The following is a 13157-nucleotide window of genomic DNA, read 5'->3' as shown; positions in this document are numbered from 1 at the left end:
CATCCACATGAACCTGACCGATCCGCAGAACATCGCGCTCTTCTTCTCCGTCCTCATCGCCTGCATCGTCGAGGCGGTCGAGGCGACGACCATCGTCCTGGCCGCCGGCACCAGCCGGCACTGGCGCTCCGCAGCCCAGGGCGTCATCGCGGGCTTGATCGTGCTGGCCGTCGTCATCGCAGTGGCGGGGCCGGCCATCCAGATTCTGCCCCTCAATGTCCTCCGTCTCGTCGTGGGTGGTCTGCTACTCATCTTCGGGCTCCAGTGGCTGCGCAAAGCCATCAACCGCTCGAGCGGCTACCGGCCCCTCCACGACGAGGCCGCGATCTACCAGAAGCAGGTGACCGCAGCTCGGGCCGCCGCCAATACATCGAAGTTCTTCGTCAACGACTGGTACGCATTCACTCTCTCGTTCAAGGGCGTCGTCCTCGAGGGGCTCGAAGTCGTCTTCATCGTGCTGACCTTCGGAACGAACCAGCACAACGTGCCCCTCGCGGCAGTTGCCGCCGGGGCCGCCGTCGTCATCGTGGCGATCCTCGGTTTTGTGGTTCGTGGCCCGCTCTCTCGCGTGCCCGAGAACACAATGAAGTTCGTTGTCGGGATCCTGCTGGCCTCCTTCGGCATCTTCTGGGGCGGCGAGGGCGCGGGGGCAGCCTGGCCGGGAGCTGACATCTCCCTTCTGGTGGTCGCGCCGTCCGTCGCCGTGTTCTGCTTGATCCTTGTGTTCGGGATGCGCGCATACCGGCTGTCGCACGTGTCCTCCCCTGTCGGGGTGTCGCCCGACCTGTCACAGAGCGGGGCGCCGAGCGCGGGGCCACGTTTCGGCGCCGCTGCGGGATCGGCTGCGGTGTCCGTCGCAGGGGGTGTGGCGACGATGGCGCCCGCGGCGGCACCTGCACTGTCGACCGAGACATCCGCTGCTCCGGCGAGCGCCATGATCCTGCCCCCGAGGCCTCACGGTCTCAGCCGGCGGCTTGCTGCAGTCGGGCTGTTCCTCTACGACTTCGTGATCGGCGACGACTGGCAGATCGCCGCGGGCATCGCTGTCGGGCTGATCGTCACAACCGCCCTCGCTCCGATGTGGGGTGCGGCTTTCATCGTGATGCCGGTGTTCGCGGCGGCGCTGCTGCCGTACAGCATCCGTCGGTCGTTGCGGTAGTCAGCTGCCGGCCGTCGCGGACGGCTCTGCCCGGAGCCCGGAGGTCAGTGACCTTCGGGCTCTTCGGCGTACACGCGAGCCGCGTACTCCTCGAGAGCATCGGTGCACTTCTGCAACGCCGCCTCGGCTTCAACACGTCCCGGAGCCACGAACTCATCACGCGCCCGGACTTTCTCGAGCCAGTTCACGAGTTTCGTGTGGTCGACCTCGTTCTCTTCGAGCTCGGCATAAGTGAAGTGGTTCTTGGTGTACTCCTTCTCGACCTCGGAGAGAAAGCCCGTGCAACGGTCGATGATCTCGTCATACTCGTCAGACCGAGCCGCCTGATATGCCTCCAGGATCGTCGAGCCACCAGCTAGCGCTGAGGCGTTCATCAAAACCGCTGTCCCCGACATTTCCAGGATCTCGTGACGCAACTTTCGAAGAGCGCGTTCGGACACGAGATTCTTCGGGAGAGCCGCCACGGAGTTCTGCAGGTAGATGGCCCCCAGCGCTTTCAATCGGCGCCACACGGTCGCCCGCAGTCGAGTCGGCTCGGACGGGATGCGGTAGACGAGGACCAGCCATTCGGAACCACTGATCGGATTGTCGTCGTCCGATGCACCGTCAGCCATTCAGCCAGTCTACCGAGAGGGCTCGCTCGACTCTCGTGTGCGGAGGCAACGCTGCCTAGTCGAGGCTGATGCGGCCCGTCGGCGAGCCGCCTCGGAGGGAACCCCTGTGGGATGCCTCTCGGATGGACAGAACGATGACCAGGGCCAGGATCACGGCCAGGAACAGCACGCTCGTGCCGGTGGTTCCGAGGCCGAGACCGCCGTCCTTCGTGGCCTGCGAGAGGAGGTCGCCGGTGGAGGCCCCGAGGGGCCGCGTCAGGATGTAGGCGATCCAGAACGCCACGACCGCGTTGACCTTGACGACGAAGTAGAGGAATGCGACGACCACGATCGCCGCCGCGAAGACGACGAGCGACAGCACATACCCGAGGTTCAGGCGTTCGGCGAGCAGATCACCTGTTGATGGAGGCCCGCCACGCGCTGACCGGGTCGCAATTCGTCGTCACGATGGAGCCATCCGAAGATGTGACCATACGAGCGGTTCTCGAGCATGAGGACCACGACGTGATCGAACGCGGCAGGACCGGATGCGCGGTTGCTTCCCGCCCCTTCCGTCCGCGCATGCTCGCCTCCCCAGATCTCGCCACAGGTGACGTCGTTCACGGCGAGAAAGCCAGCCGAGGCGAGGCCGACACCCTTGAGAGAGGTTCGTCGTCCGATATCTTGTCCGGGACCGCTCGTGACCATGATCGTCGTCCTCGCTAGGGGTTGGCCTCCCGGCGCTGCTAGAAGAGATCTCGGTCCTCTGCTGACTCGAGCAACTCCAACTGCGCTTCGGCGAGCAGGACGGTCGCTCCCCAAGCCACAGCTGCGCAGATCACCAGGGCGGCCGTGCCAATCAGGATTCCCGACATCTCCATGCCTCCTCCGCGGTCGTCGCCGCACAAAGCGGACTCTTCTCGACTTGCTCACAGATCCGCCTAAGAAAACCCCGTTGGTCGCGCACTCTTGACCGCCGCCAGCGCCACATTCGGGCCGGCAACACGACGAGACCGGGCCGTGCAGGCAGCAGTGCACCGCGGGCCGATCTCGCCGTCTGAGTTGTTTCTTGGAATCAGATGTGGACAGTCATCGCATGGAGCAACGACCGCTGGCCGCCGGCACGAGCGACTACCACTACCGCAAGTTCCTGGTCTGGAATCTTATCGGCGCCGCATCGTGGACCATCATCGTCAGCACCCTGGGTGTGGTCCTCGGACAGATCCCATTCGTCCGAAACCACATCGACATCCTGGCCATCCTCATCGTGATCGTCTCCGTTCTCCCCATCGAAGACGACCCTGCTCTGGGGCCACTGATCCAAGAAGTACTCGAAGAGGCCTATGACGTCGACCGGCGAATCGACGGCCGCGAAGGCCTCATTGCGGGTCTCGACAACGACTATGACGTCATGCTTATCGACCGGCGGCTGCCCTCCATCGACGGTCTGAGCATCGTCCAATCTCTCCGGCAGGGCAGAGTGACCGTACTCATACTCATGCTGACCGCCTACTCCGTCAAAGGACGGACGTAGAGAATTCTCGCCGACGTCCACGGCGCCACCGGCGTTAGGACCTCGTAAGGATTCCGAGTGTCGACGTAGGGATGCCGTTAGGACCGCTCAACGGCCCCGCGCACCGGTGTCTACTGACTGGCTGTGCCCTCGCGGGGTGCCGGGCTCCGATCGGGGCCTCGACAGTTCGTCTCCGGTTGGAGTTGTTGTGCTCGACATCGTCTACATAGTCGCCACGATCGCCGTTTTCACGGTCATCGCTCTCGTAGCGAACGGGGTGGAGAAGCTGTGATGGTCTTCAACATCATCGCGGCCGTCCTGGCCGTGGCCGCTCTCGTGTATCTCGTCTACGCGCTGGTGAAACCGGAGCGCTTCTGATGAGCGACGCTCTCGCGGGGATCCTCCAGATCCTCACCCTCGCCGTCGTGCTCGTGCTGATCCACCGGCCTCTCGGCGACTTCATGGCGTGGATCTTCACGTCGAAGCGCGACTGGAAGATCGAGCGCGGCTTCTATCGCCTGATCGGCGTCGACGCATCGAGCGAGCAGACCTGGCGCGCGTATCTCCGCGGCGTCCTGATCTTCTCGGTCGTGGGCCTGCTCTTCGTCTACATCCTCCAGCGCCTGCAGGCGGTGCTGCCCTACTCGCTCGGCTTCCCGGCCATCCCGGCCGGCCTGTCGTTCAACACGGCCGCGTCGTTCGTCACCAACACCGACTGGCAGTCCTACAGCCCGGACGTGACGATGGGCTACGCGGTGCAGCTCGGCGGTCTCGTCGTGCAGAACTTCGTCTCGGTGGCGGTGGGCATCGCGGTCGCCATCGCGCTGATCCGCGGTCTGGCACGCATCAAGAGCGGCACGCTCGGCAACTTCTGGGTCGACCTGACCCGTGGCATCCTGCGCCTTCTTCTTCCGCTCGCTTTCATCACGGCGATTGTGCTGATCATCGGCGGAGTGATCCAGAACTTCAACGGGTTCGAGCACGTCACCACCATCACCGGTGGCTCGGCGGCGATTCCGGGGGGCCCTGTGGCGTCTCAGGAGTCGATCAAGGAGCTCGGCAACAACGGCGGTGGCTTCTTCAACGCCAACTCGTCGCACCCGTTCGAGAACCCGTCCGGCTGGACGAACCTCTTCGAGATCCTGCTGATGCTCGCCATCCCGTTCTCGCTGCCGCGCACCTTCGGCAAGATCGTCGGCGACACCCGCCAGGGCAACGCCATCGTCGCGGTCATGACCACGATCTTCGCCGTCTCGCTCGCCGCGATGACCTGGTTCGAGCTCAGCGGCGCCGGCACGGCCACGAAGCTCGCCGGGGGGGCGATGGAAGGCAAGGAGACCCGCTTCGGCATCTGGTCATCGACCCTCTTTGCGAGCACATCCACCTTGACGTCGACCGGAGCCGTCGACTCGGCGCACGACTCGTTCACGTCGCTCGGCGGAATGATGGCCCTGATCAACATGATGCTCGGCGAGATCGCGCCAGGCGGCGGCGGATCAGGCCTCTACGGTCTGCTCGTGCTCGCGATCATCACCGTGTTCATCGCGGGTCTGCTCGTCGGCCGCACGCCGGAGTACCTGGGCAAGAAGATCGGGCCGCGCGAGATCAAGCTCGCATCGATCTACATCCTGATCACCCCGACCCTGGCTCTCGCCGGGACGGCGCTCAGCTTCGCGATCCCCGCCGTGCGCAAGAACGTCGAGACCGTGTCGATCTGGAACCCGGGCCTGCACGGCTTCACCGAGGTGCTCTACGCGTTCACCTCGGCCGCCAACAACAACGGGTCTGCGTTCGCCGGCATCACGGCGAACACCCCGTGGATGAACACGTCTCTCGGCGTCGTCATGCTGCTCGGCCGGTTCCTGCCGATCGTCTTCGTCCTGGCCCTCGCCGGCTCGCTGGCGGCGCAGGACAAGGTGCCCGCCACCTCCGGAACGCTTCCGACCCACCGCCCGCAGTTCGTGGGCCTCCTCCTCGGAGTCTCGATCATCGTGACCGGACTCACCTACTTCCCCGTGCTCGCACTGGGACCGCTCGCTGAAGGGCTGCACCGCTGATGACCACTCTGATCGACGCACAGGCGTCAGAACAGAAACCCGAAGACGGCTCGCCGCAGAAGAAGAGCGGCTTCACCGTCGCCCAGATGATCGAGGCCCTGCCGGGGGCGCTGAAGAAGTTGAACCCGCGCGACATGTGGCACAACCCCGTCATGTTCATCGTCGAGGTCGGTGCCGCCTACACGACGGTCCTCGCCATCGCGGCGCCGTTCACCGGCGGCCCCGGCACCTCCGGCGGCTCGGTCGTCCCCGGGTCGTTCACGTGGGCGATCGCCATCTGGCTCTGGCTCACCGTGCTCTTCGCGAACCTCGCCGAGGCTGTCGCCGAGGGCCGCGGCAAGGCGCAGGCCGAAAGCCTCCGCAAGACTCGCACCTCGACGAGCGCGAACAAGGTCGACAGCTACGATCCGGCGCAGGATTCCGGGGCAGAGCGGGCCACGCTGGTCTCGGTGTCGTCGGCCGACCTCACTCTCGGCGACACGGTGGTCGTGGTCGCCGGCGAGCTGATCCCCGGTGACGGCGACATCGTCTGGGGCATCGCCTCGGTCGACGAGTCGGCCATCACGGGCGAATCCGCACCGGTCATCCGCGAGTCGGGCGGCGACCGCTCGGCCGTCACCGGCGGCACCCGGGTGCTCTCCGACCGGATCGTCGTCACGATCACGTCGAAGCCCGGCGAGACCTTCGTCGACCGCATGATCAAGCTCGTCGAGGGCGCCAGCCGCCAGAAGACGCCGAACGAGATCGCGCTGAACATCCTGCTCGCGTCGCTCTCGATCATCTTCGTGGTCGTCTGCCTCATCCTCGATCCGATCGCGGCGTACTCGAAGGCCGCCGTCAGCGTCCCGGTGCTGATCGCCCTGCTGGTCTGCCTCATCCCGACGACGATCGGCGCACTGCTGAGCGCGATCGGCATCGCCGGCATGGACCGGCTCGTGCAGCGCAACGTGCTGGCGATGTCGGGCCGCGCGGTCGAGGCCGCCGGTGACGTCACCACGCTGCTGCTCGACAAGACCGGCACCATCACCTACGGCAACCGTCAGGCGGCCGAGTTCACCGCCATGGACGGCGTCGCCGACGGCGAGCTGATGGAGGCCGCTGCAACGTCGTCACTGAGCGACCCGACGCCCGAGGGCAAGTCGATCGTCGACCTGGCCGTCACGAAAGGCTATGTGCGCCGCGAGAACGTCGCCGGCGAGATCGTCCCGTTCACCGCGCAGACCCGCATGTCGGGCCTCGACATGCCGGACGGCTCGCAGATCCGCAAGGGCGCCGGCAACTCGGTCATCGCGTGGGTCGAGGAGGCGAAGCCGATGGCGTCCAGCCAGCACGCCGAACTCGAGGACGCGATCGACACCATCTCGAACGCCGGTGGCACGCCGCTCGTCGTCGCGACCAAGAGCGCCGACGGGACTGCCAGGATCCTGGGGGTCGTCTACCTGAAGGACATCGTCAAGACGGGCCTCAAGGAGCGGTTCGCCGAGCTGCGGCTGATGGGCATCCGCACCGTGATGATCACGGGCGACAACCCGCTGACGGCGAAGGCGATCGCCGCCGAGGCAGGCGTCGACGACTTCCTCGCCGAGGCCACCCCGAGGACAAGCTCGCCCTGATCCGCACGGAGCAGGACGGCGGCAACCTCGTCGCGATGACCGGCGACGGCACCAATGACGCCCCGGCCCTGGCTCAGGCCGATGTCGGAGTCGCCATGAACACCGGCACGTCGGCCGCGAAGGAGGCCGGCAACATGGTCGACCTCGACTCCGACCCGACCAAGCTCATCGACATCGTGCGGATCGGCAAGCAGCTGCTCATCACCCGCGGTGCGCTCACGACGTTCTCGATCGCGAACGACGTGGCGAAGTACTTCGCGATCATCCCCGCGATGTTCGCCGGGATCTTCCCGGGCCTGCAGTTGCTGAACATCATGCAGCTGCACTCGCCGGCCTCGGCGATCCTGTCGGCGGTCATCTTCAACGCGATCATCATCGTGATCCTGATTCCGCTGTCGCTGCGGGGTGTGAAGTACCGGGCGGCGTCCGCCTCCTCGATCCTCACGCGCAACATCCTGGTCTACGGCGTCGGCGGCATCATCGCGCCGTTCATCGGCATCAAGATCATCGACCTCATCGTCTCTCTCATCCCTGGCTTCTGAAGCCTCGTACTGGAAAGGAAAGCATCATGAACACACGCACCATCGCCCGCCAGTACTGGGTGGCGATCCGCGCGATGATCGTCTTCACGGTCGTCCTCGGCATCGCGTACACCGCAGTCGTCACCGGGATCGGCCAGCTCGTCGACCCGTCCGCCGCCAACGGGTCCGTCGTGAAGGTCGACGGCAAGACGGTCGGCTCTGCTCTGATCGGCCAGTCGTTCACCGACAAGAAGGGCAACGCGCTGCCCGAGTGGTTCCAATCACGGCCCTCTGCGGCCGGTGACGGCTACGACGCCACCGCGTCCAGCGCCAGCAACTACGGCCCCGAGAACAAGGATCTGATCGCTGCCGTGCAAGCCCGCAAGGCCGCCATCGCCAAGGACGACGACGTGTCTCCGTCCAGCATCCCCGCCGACGCTCTGACGGCCTCGGCGTCGGGGCTCGACCCGCACATCAGCCCCGCCTACGCGCTGCTGCAGGTCGACAGGATCGCCGCCGTCCGCAAGCTGCCGGTGGCCAGCGTGAAGGCGCTGGTCGAGTCGACGATCCAGGGCCGCGACGCCGGCTACCTCGGCGAGAAGACGGTCAACGTGCTCGAGCTGAACATCGCACTGGCCGAGTTGAAGGGTTAGGACCGATGAAGAGAGGGCGGCTCCGAGTGCTGCTCGGCGCCGCCCCGGGCGTCGGCAAGACCTACGCCATGCTCGAAGAAGGAGCGAGGCTCCGCGACGAGGGCAAGCACGTCGAGGTGGCCGTGGTCGAGACCCATGGTCGTGCCGCCACCGCGGCGGTGCTCGGGGGTCTCCCGGTCATCCCGCGGACCATCTCGGATCATCGCGGCGTCCGGCTCACCGAGATGGACCTCGCCGCTGTCCTCGACAGGCACCCCGACATCGCCCTCGTCGACGAGCTCGCCCACACCAACGCCCCCGGCAGCGCCAATGAGAAGCGCTGGCAGGATGTCGAGACTCTCCTCGACGCCGGCATCAACGTGATCTCGACCGTCAACGTGCAGCACATCGAATCGCTCAGCGATGTCGTCGAGCAGATCACGGGGGCCCCGCAACGAGAGACGATCCCTGACCAGGTCCTCCGGGGCGCCGACCAGATCGAAGTCATCGACCTCGCCCCCCAGGCACTGCGCGATCGGCTGGCCGAAGGGAACGTCTACCCGGCAGCCCGGATCGACGCCGCCCTGTCGAACTACTTCCGGCTCGGCAACCTCACCGCGCTGCGCGAACTGGCTCTGCTCTGGCTGGCCGACGAAGTCGACTCCGCCCTCAAGGCGTACCGGACCGAGCACGGCATCGACAGCAAATGGGAGGCCCGCGAGCGCGTAGTCGTGGCCCTCACGGGCGGCCCCGAAGGGGAGACCCTCATCCGTCGCGGAGCCCGAATCGCCGCCCGGTCGTCGGGCGGGGAACTCCTCGTCGTGCACGTCAGCCGCCAAGACGGCCTCGCGGACGCTCACCCCGGTGCCCTCACCGCGCAGCGCGCCTTGACGGACAAGCTCGGCGGCACCTACCACCAGGTCATCGGCGACGACATCCCCCACGCTCTGGTCGACTTCGCCAAGGCCATGAACGCCACCCAACTGGTCATCGGCGTCAGCAGGCGCTCCCGGATCGCCGCCGCGCTCACCGGCCCCGGCATCGGCGCCACGGTGATCCGCGAATCCGGGGTCATCGACGTCCACATCGTCACGCACTCGAACGCCGGCGGTCACTTCACCCTGCCCCGAGTCGGCGGGGCCCTCACGCTGAAACGTCGCATCGTCGGCGGGGCCCTCGCTCTCGCCCTCGGCCCGCTCGTCACCCTTCTGCTCGTGACCTTCCGAAGCCCCGACACCCTCACCAGCGACGTCCTCGCCTTCCAGCTGCTCGTCGTCATCGTCGCTCTCGTCGGAGGCATCTGGCCCGCACTGTTCGCCGCCGTGCTGTCGGGTTTCACCTTGGACTTCTTCTTCGTCACCCCCATCGACAGCATCACGATCGCACGACCTCTGCATCTGCTTGCACTCGTGCTGTACGTCGTCAACGCGCTGCTCGTCAGCTACGTCGTGGATCAAGCGGCCCGCAGATCGCGCTCGGCGGCTCGAGCCCTCGCTGAGTCGGAGTTGCTCGCCACGATCGCCGGGAGCGTCCTTCGCGGCCAGGACGCTCTCCAGGCGCTCATCACCCGAACCCGGGAGGTGTTCGGTCTCAGCAGCGTCCAGATCATCTCCGGCCAGGACACCCTGTACTGCACCGGCGAGCCGAAAGCCGACGATCACGTGACTCGGATCGAGACCGGAGAGCACGGCACCCTCGAACTCCGGGGCCCCGACCTCGAAGCCAGCGAACGGCGCCTGCTGACCGTCATCGCCGCTCAGGTCGACACCGCCCTGGAGCGGAATGCCCTGAGCAAGACGGCCGAAGAGGTCAAACCGCTGGCGCAGGTCGACCAGATGCGCACCGCCCTCCTCGCCGCCGTCGGGCACGATCTCCGCAGACCCCTCGCGTCCGCGACCGCCGCCATCGGCGGCTTGCAGACTTCTGACCTCACGTTGAGCGCATCCGACCGCAGGGAGCTGCTGGCGACAGCGTCCGAAAGCCTGGAGTCTCTTGCAACCCTCGTGACGAACCTTCTCGATGTCAGCCGCGTTCAAGCGGGAGCACTCGCGGTGTCGCTCACCGCCGTCGACGTCGACGACGTCATCATGGGCGCCCTCGACGAGCTCGGCCTCGGGCCCGACCACGTCGACCTCGGAATCGAAGAGAATCTCCCGCCCGTTCTCGCGGATTCCGTTCTCCTCCAACGCGTCGTCGTGAACCTTCTCGACAACGGCTTGCGTTACAGCCCGGCAGGATCCAGGATCCACATCTCGGCCAGCAGTTTCGCCGGCAGCCTCCAGATCCGCATCGCCGACCGCGGGCCCGGCGTCACTGACGAGCGTCGGGGAGACATCTTCGTGCCCTTCCAACGGCTCGGCGACACCGACAACACCACGGGCCTCGGCCTGGGCCTGGCTCTCTCCAAGGGCTTCACCGAAGGGATGGGCGGCACCCTCGATGCCGACGACACGCCTGGCGGCGGCCTGACGATGGTCGTGTCCCTCCCGCTGGCGACAGCCGACTCCTCTTCCTCGAAGGCATGACATGAAGATCCTCATCGCAGACGACGACCCACAGATCATCCGTGCGCTCAGGATCACCCTCGGAGCCGCCGGCTACGACGTCATCACCGCCACCACCGGCATCGAAGCGCTGGACCAGACCACGCGTCAGCATCCCGACGTCGTCATGCTCGACCTCGGAATGCCGCACCTGGATGGCATCCAGGTCATCGAGGGCATCCGCGGCTGGTCCCAAGTGCCGATCCTCGTCGTCTCCGGGCGCACCGGCGCCGCCGACAAGGTCGAAGCCCTTGATGCCGGCGCCGACGACTACGTGACGAAGCCCTTCGCGATGGATGAACTGCGGGCGCGCATCCGCGCCCTGACCCGACGGATCGCCTCCGTCGAAGACGAGCCTCATGTGAACTTCGGCGATGTCCGAGTCGACTTCTCGGCCAAGACCGTCGTCCGGACGTCCGAAGGCTCCACGGGTCGGATCCGGTTGACGCCGACGGAGTGGCGACTTCTGGAACTGCTGACCCAGAGCCCCGGGAAACTGATCACCAGAGAAACCATCCTGACTCAGATCTGGGGCCCCAACCACTCGAAAGACAACGGCTACCTGCGGCTCTATATGGCGCAGCTGCGGAAGAAGCTCGAGCCCGTCCCGGCGTCACCCCGGTATCTGGTGACCGTACTCGGCATGGGGTACCGGTTCGTCCCCGCGGGAACCGTGGAGTAGGCCAGGCTTCACCTCGCCGGGTGATCCTCGCGGCGGTCGGTCGACCGACTCGTGTCCACCGAAGTCGGGATGTCGTCGTAGACCCTCGACCAACCTGCTTCGAACTCGACAGGGCTGATCGCGCCACGACGACGGGCCTCATCCATGTCGGTCAGGATCGTCAGACACGCGCGCAAGAGATGGAGGTCTCCGATGCGCTCGTAATGGTCGCCGAGATCCACCATCGAGACACGGATGTGGCGACTGGTTCGTCGAAGCCTCTGTGTGGACTGGAGAAGGGGCCAGAAGCCCGCGGCGTAGAACACGACACCGGCGCCGAAGCCGCCCCAGGCGGGAACGCCGCGCAGAAAGGACATCAGCAGCAGACCGAGTAGTGCTCCGAGGAGGGGCCACGCGTGCAGCAGACGCAGCCGTCGACGCTCTGCCGAGTTCGTACCGGGGGCATACACGGTGACGTGGGTGCGGCTCCACACGGTGCGGTTCGCCGGGCTCACATCGACGGTGCCCCAGAGATGCTCGCCGTCGGACACGCGCCGAACGACTCGGCTCATGAGGGATGGGTGAACCGGGGCACTGGGCCCCTGGTCGTGAAATGGTGCGATGGCCACCCTCAGACCGTAGAACTCGCGGAGCCGCGTTTCGAGGGCCCTAATGGACTTCTTACGCCGCGGCCGCGGAATCTAACGACATCCATACGCCTAGCGGTCTCGCTACGCCGATAGCCCCGATCCTCACGACATCCATACAGAACGTGCCCCCCGGCGCGGCGACGAGACTGCGGGCGGCACGTCGACGGGCCGCGCGCCACCGAAACGAGGCAGGCGCTCCGAGCCGCGGATGAATCGCAGGTCAGCGGCCCGGCGCATTCCGTCGCTCGGGGGACGAACTGCGCCGAGGGGACAGCGCCGGCGCCCTCTGTGCTGTCACACGGACGGCGACGAGTAGGACTTGGGGAGCGCTGCGGACGCAGCACGCGAAAGGAGCATCATGCCCGAGGTCACTGCTCACCACGGTCTGTTCAAAAACACGAACCTGCACGTCGACGACACCGGCGGATCCGGTCGCCCGATCGTTCTCATTCACGGCTGGCCGCTGTCGGGAGAGTCGTGGAAGCACCAGGTGCCCGCTCTCGTCGACGCCGGCTACCGCGTCATCACCTACGACCGCCGCGGTTTCGGCCGCAGCGACAAGCCGAAGACCGGATACGACTACGACCACTTGACCGAGGATCTCCACGCCATCGTCACCGAGCTCGACTTGAACGACGTCACCCTGGTCGGGTTCTCGATGGGTGGTGGCGAGGTCGCCCGCTGGTTCTCGAAGTACGGCGCCGAGCGCCTGCACAGCGTCGTGTTCGCGTCCGCCGTTCCGCCCTACCTGCTTCAGAGCGGTGACAACCCCGACGGCCCCCTTCCGAAGTCGCAGGCGGCGGAGATGACTGCCGGTCTGACGAAGGACGAAGACGCCTTCTACGACGACTTCGTCACGCAATTCTTTTCGGTCGACGGTGAGCTCAAAGTCACCGAGGCGGACCGCCAGGAAGCGATCGCCCTCACGAAGCAGGCGTCGAAGGCGGCGGCACTCGAGGCGATGGCATCGTTCGCGAACACCGACTTCCGCGACGACCTCACCAAGGTCACGGTGCCCACGCTGGTCATCCACGGCGACGGCGACGGCGTGGTGCCGCTGGAGGGTTCCGGTGCACGCACGCACGCGGCGATCGCGGGCTCCGAGCTCTACGTCCTCAAGGGCGCCCCGCACGGTGTCACGGTGAGCGACGTCGACGAGTGGAACCGCGTGGTCCTGGAGTTCCTCGGCAAGTAGGGCGGAGGAGGTACCGGGCG

At 66.3% G+C, this 13157-nt stretch carries 13 protein-coding genes and 1 pseudogene; 9 read left to right on the top strand and 5 right to left on the bottom strand.

Translation table 11 applies throughout. From position 1 onward, the window contains the following. Window positions 1-7: 7 nt before the first annotated feature. Window positions 8-1159 (top strand): COG4280 domain-containing protein, encoded by a 1152-nt coding sequence (locus AX769_RS23625; protein WP_157887423.1) that lies wholly within the window; start codon window positions 8-10, stop codon window positions 1157-1159. Between the two features lie 44 nt (window positions 1160-1203). On the opposite strand, the gene AX769_RS03560 is transcribed toward AX769_RS23625, so the two are convergent. Genes AX769_RS03560 through AX769_RS25645 form a run of 4 tightly spaced genes read right to left on the bottom strand, consistent with a single transcriptional unit; the run spans window position 1204 to window position 2627 of the window. Continuing rightward, window positions 1204-1773, bottom strand: a complete 570-nt coding sequence (locus AX769_RS03560; RefSeq protein WP_066276037.1) for a Chromate resistance protein ChrB — start codon at window positions 1771-1773, stop codon at window positions 1204-1206. A 55-nt stretch (window positions 1774-1828) separates the two neighbouring features. After that, the gene (locus AX769_RS03555) at window positions 1829-2134 is read right to left on the bottom strand and encodes a hypothetical protein (protein ID WP_066276034.1); all 306 of its coding nucleotides are present in this window, start codon (window positions 2132-2134) and stop codon (window positions 1829-1831) included. Window positions 2135-2145: 11 nt separating this feature from the next. Further along, complete coding sequence (locus AX769_RS03550) at window positions 2146-2460, bottom strand: alkaline phosphatase family protein (RefSeq protein WP_066276027.1); 315 nt, start codon at window positions 2458-2460, stop codon at window positions 2146-2148. Window positions 2461-2498: 38 nt separating this feature from the next. After that, window positions 2499-2627 carry a hypothetical protein gene (locus AX769_RS25645; protein WP_255359419.1) on the bottom strand — a complete coding sequence of 43 codons (129 nt, stop codon included), beginning with the start codon at window positions 2625-2627 and terminating at the stop codon, window positions 2499-2501. Window positions 2628-2848: 221 nt separating this feature from the next. Between AX769_RS25645 and AX769_RS03545 the strand changes: the two genes are divergently transcribed. From AX769_RS03545 to AX769_RS03515, 7 genes and pseudogenes are all read left to right on the top strand, one after another. Beyond that, the gene (locus AX769_RS03545) at window positions 2849-3286 is read left to right on the top strand and encodes a response regulator (protein WP_066276024.1); all 438 of its coding nucleotides are present in this window, start codon (window positions 2849-2851) and stop codon (window positions 3284-3286) included. Between the two features lie 270 nt (window positions 3287-3556). Then, on the top strand, window positions 3557-3643 hold the full coding sequence (kdpF, locus tag AX769_RS03540; protein ID WP_066276023.1) for a K(+)-transporting ATPase subunit F: 87 nt from the start codon (window positions 3557-3559) through the stop codon (window positions 3641-3643). Further along, on the top strand, window positions 3643-5322 hold the full coding sequence (gene kdpA / locus AX769_RS03535; RefSeq protein ID WP_066276020.1) for a potassium-transporting ATPase subunit KdpA: 1680 nt from the start codon (window positions 3643-3645) through the stop codon (window positions 5320-5322). Before kdpF ends, kdpA begins: the two co-directional genes overlap by 1 nt. Window positions 5323-5408: 86 nt before the next feature. Further along, a pseudogene (kdpB, locus tag AX769_RS03530) lies at window positions 5409-7477 on the top strand (potassium-transporting ATPase subunit KdpB). Between the two features lie 26 nt (window positions 7478-7503). Continuing rightward, a complete protein-coding gene (gene kdpC / locus AX769_RS03525; RefSeq protein ID WP_066276018.1) occupies window positions 7504-8109 on the top strand; it encodes a potassium-transporting ATPase subunit KdpC in 606 nt (201 codons plus the stop codon). 5 nt (window positions 8110-8114) lie between these two features. Continuing rightward, window positions 8115-10613 carry an ATP-binding protein gene (locus tag AX769_RS03520; protein ID WP_066276016.1) on the top strand — a complete coding sequence of 833 codons (2499 nt, stop codon included), beginning with the start codon at window positions 8115-8117 and terminating at the stop codon, window positions 10611-10613. Between the two features lies 1 nt (window position 10614). After that, the gene (locus AX769_RS03515) at window positions 10615-11313 is read left to right on the top strand and encodes a response regulator (protein ID WP_066276013.1); all 699 of its coding nucleotides are present in this window, start codon (window positions 10615-10617) and stop codon (window positions 11311-11313) included. An 8-nt stretch (window positions 11314-11321) separates the two neighbouring features. Here AX769_RS03515 and AX769_RS03510 read toward each other — a convergent pair whose 3' ends face one another. Continuing rightward, window positions 11322-11864: a DUF6611 family protein gene (locus AX769_RS03510; protein WP_066276012.1), complete on the bottom strand. Its 543-nt coding sequence runs from the start codon at window positions 11862-11864 to the stop codon at window positions 11322-11324. Between the two features lie 436 nt (window positions 11865-12300). On the opposite strand from AX769_RS03510, the gene AX769_RS03505 reads away from it, so the two are divergent. Next, window positions 12301-13137 (top strand): alpha/beta fold hydrolase, encoded by an 837-nt coding sequence (locus AX769_RS03505; protein WP_066276010.1) that lies wholly within the window; start codon window positions 12301-12303, stop codon window positions 13135-13137. The last annotated feature ends 20 nt before the right edge of the window (window positions 13138-13157 follow it).

Origin of the sequence: Frondihabitans sp. PAMC 28766 (assembly GCF_001577365.1) — a bacterium.
Classification (GTDB): Bacteria; Actinomycetota; Actinomycetes; order Actinomycetales; family Microbacteriaceae; genus Frondihabitans.
This window is presented reverse-complemented; position numbering and strand designations above follow the sequence as displayed.